Source organism: Paenibacillus sp. 01T422 (genome assembly GCF_056398785.1).
Genome location: NZ_JBFTQB010001242.1, coordinates 1 through 2,107, shown reverse-complemented (window position 1 = coordinate 2,107; position 2,107 = coordinate 1). Strand labels below are relative to the sequence as shown.

Genomic DNA, 2,107 nt, shown 5'->3' with positions numbered 1-2,107 from the left:
CTTGTCTTCCTCGCATATCGCTTATGGGTCCATTCGAATGGAGCCCGTGTTTATGATTCTTGGTCAATCCGCGGCCACGGCTGCCGCATTAGCGCTGCAGCATCAATGCGCATTGCAAGACCTGGATTACGAGCTGCTGCGCAAACAGCTGCTGCTAGATGGTCAAATCCTTCACGCGACTTCATAAAGACATGCGTAGTTGATTCGAAATTGTTCTTAATGGGAGGTCACACTCATGAGCAAAAAGACAACAGTTATAGGATTTTTGGTAGCTCTATCCCTTCTTACTGCATGTTCAACCGGCAAACCAGCGGTTACTGTGCCTAGCGATTCAGGAGGAACGGCTACAGCAGCCCCCTTGAAGGATGTCACGTTGAAAATTGGCTTACCCGGCGGTTATGACATTACCAGTCAGAAGATCATAACGAATTTTCAGGCTAAATATCCGAACATTAAGCTGGAAATCGAAGAAACGCCGTGGGCGGATTTTGTCACAAAAATCGTCACTCGCATTGCGGGGAATAATCCCCCTGATCTTTGGCTGCAAGAAAATGCGGTTGTACTTGGATACGGCAAACGTGGTGTTGCGGAGAATCTTGAGCCTTACATCAAGCGTGATCTGAAGACTGACGACTATGTGAGTGCGCTTACATCTGCCAAATTAGATAACAAAATTTACGGGATTCCGCACGGCATCAACCCTTTTTCCAGTACGCAACGCAAGTCTCTCTCAACAAAAATAAACCGGATCTTGATTGGGATACGGTCAAAATGCCGATCGGCATGGATGGCAAACGTTTCGTTCCCATGGTTGTGAATCAATGGATTGTTTATTCCAGGTCGAAGCCCGAAGTGAAGGAAGCCGCATGGACATTCCTCAAATACTATTTGAGTGATGAAGGTCAAGGTTTGCTTTCAGAAAGCGGCACAAGCTTGCCCGTGAAGAAAACAGCGCTGGCCGAGCTCGAGAAATCAACGAGTAAACCGGTCAACAAGAAGGCCTATACGAAAGGAATTGAAGAAGCAGGGGGGACGCTGGATGAGAACGCATCCTGGAACGAATGGCGCGCCGCAGCCGGTCCAATCCTGAACGATATCATGGATGGCAAGCGAACACCGGAAGAAGGCGCCAAAGAGATTCAACAGAAAGTCCAAGGCGTACTCGACGAAAACAAATAACCGGATTGGACTTGAAAAGAGGTGCTCCGATGCGCAAACAAGGCTGGTGGGGCTTCGTCTTCACCGTACCTTTTGTTCTGCAACTGCTGATATTCTTCCTGTTTCCCTTCGTATTTTCACTATATTTAACGTTTACGAAATGGGATTTATTCAACCCGCCGCAATGGATTGGACTGCGCAATTGGAACCTATTCCTACACCAGAAAGTCTTCTGGCTTTCGATGCGCAACGTCGGTTATTTTGCCATATTGTTCGTTCCGCTTCAGACGTTCACTGCGCTCATTCTTGCCTACCTGCTCAATCAGCAGATTCGGGGCAAATCGTTGTTCCGGATGATTTACTTTCTCCCTGTGATCACGCCTTGGGTTGCAGGGGGGATGATCTGGCTGTGGATTTATAACAATGAATACGGCTTGTTGAACTGGATTTTACATATGTTAGGACTCCAACCGGTCGATTGGATACGCAGCGGGAAGTGGTGGTTAGTCATCGGTTCTATCGCGCTGGTAAATATCTGGAAGGGTGCCGGGTATTCGATGGTCCTCATTTTGGCAGGCATGCAGAATATATCCGAAGAAATGCTAGAAGCGGCACGGATGGATGGAGCGACAGGTTGGACTTTGTTTACCAAAATAACGATGCCAATCGTGTCCCCGATGGTGTATATGGTCATGATCCTTTCAACAATCTCTGCCTTTCACGCTTTTGATGTGTTTCTCGTCATGCTGGGTGACGTTATTTCTGTTGCTGACCGGAATATGGTGCCTAACATCTTGATTTACCGCGATTCCTTCCTGAATTTCAAAATGGGCAGCGCATCCGCGATGGCTTGGGGACTGTTCCTCGTTATTCTGGCCATCACCATTGTACAGAAGGTAACGGAAAAGAGGTGGGTGCATTATGAATAATTCCTACACCAGTCTGAAGG

General features: G+C 47.7%; 4 protein-coding genes. All 4 read left to right on the top strand.

Annotated elements, in window-relative coordinates; translation table 11 throughout:
• Positions 1-187, top strand: a 187-nt coding sequence (locus tag AC1DUA_RS37595) for an FAD-dependent oxidoreductase (RefSeq protein ID WP_477504572.1), incomplete at its 5' end; no start/stop codon positions are given.
• A 48-nt stretch (positions 188-235) separates the two neighbouring features.
• Positions 236-817: an ABC transporter substrate-binding protein gene (locus tag AC1DUA_RS37590; protein WP_477504571.1), complete on the top strand. Its 582-nt coding sequence runs from the start codon at positions 236-238 to the stop codon at positions 815-817.
• Entirely contained in the window at positions 772-1,179 is a 408-nt protein-coding gene (locus tag AC1DUA_RS37585) for a hypothetical protein (protein WP_477504570.1), read from the top strand. Before AC1DUA_RS37590 ends, AC1DUA_RS37585 begins: the two co-directional genes overlap by 46 nt.
• A gap of 29 nt (positions 1,180-1,208) precedes the next feature.
• On the top strand, positions 1,209-2,087 hold the full coding sequence (locus tag AC1DUA_RS37580) for a carbohydrate ABC transporter permease (protein WP_477504569.1): 879 nt from the start codon (positions 1,209-1,211) through the stop codon (positions 2,085-2,087).
• Positions 2,088-2,107 lie beyond the last annotated feature (20 nt).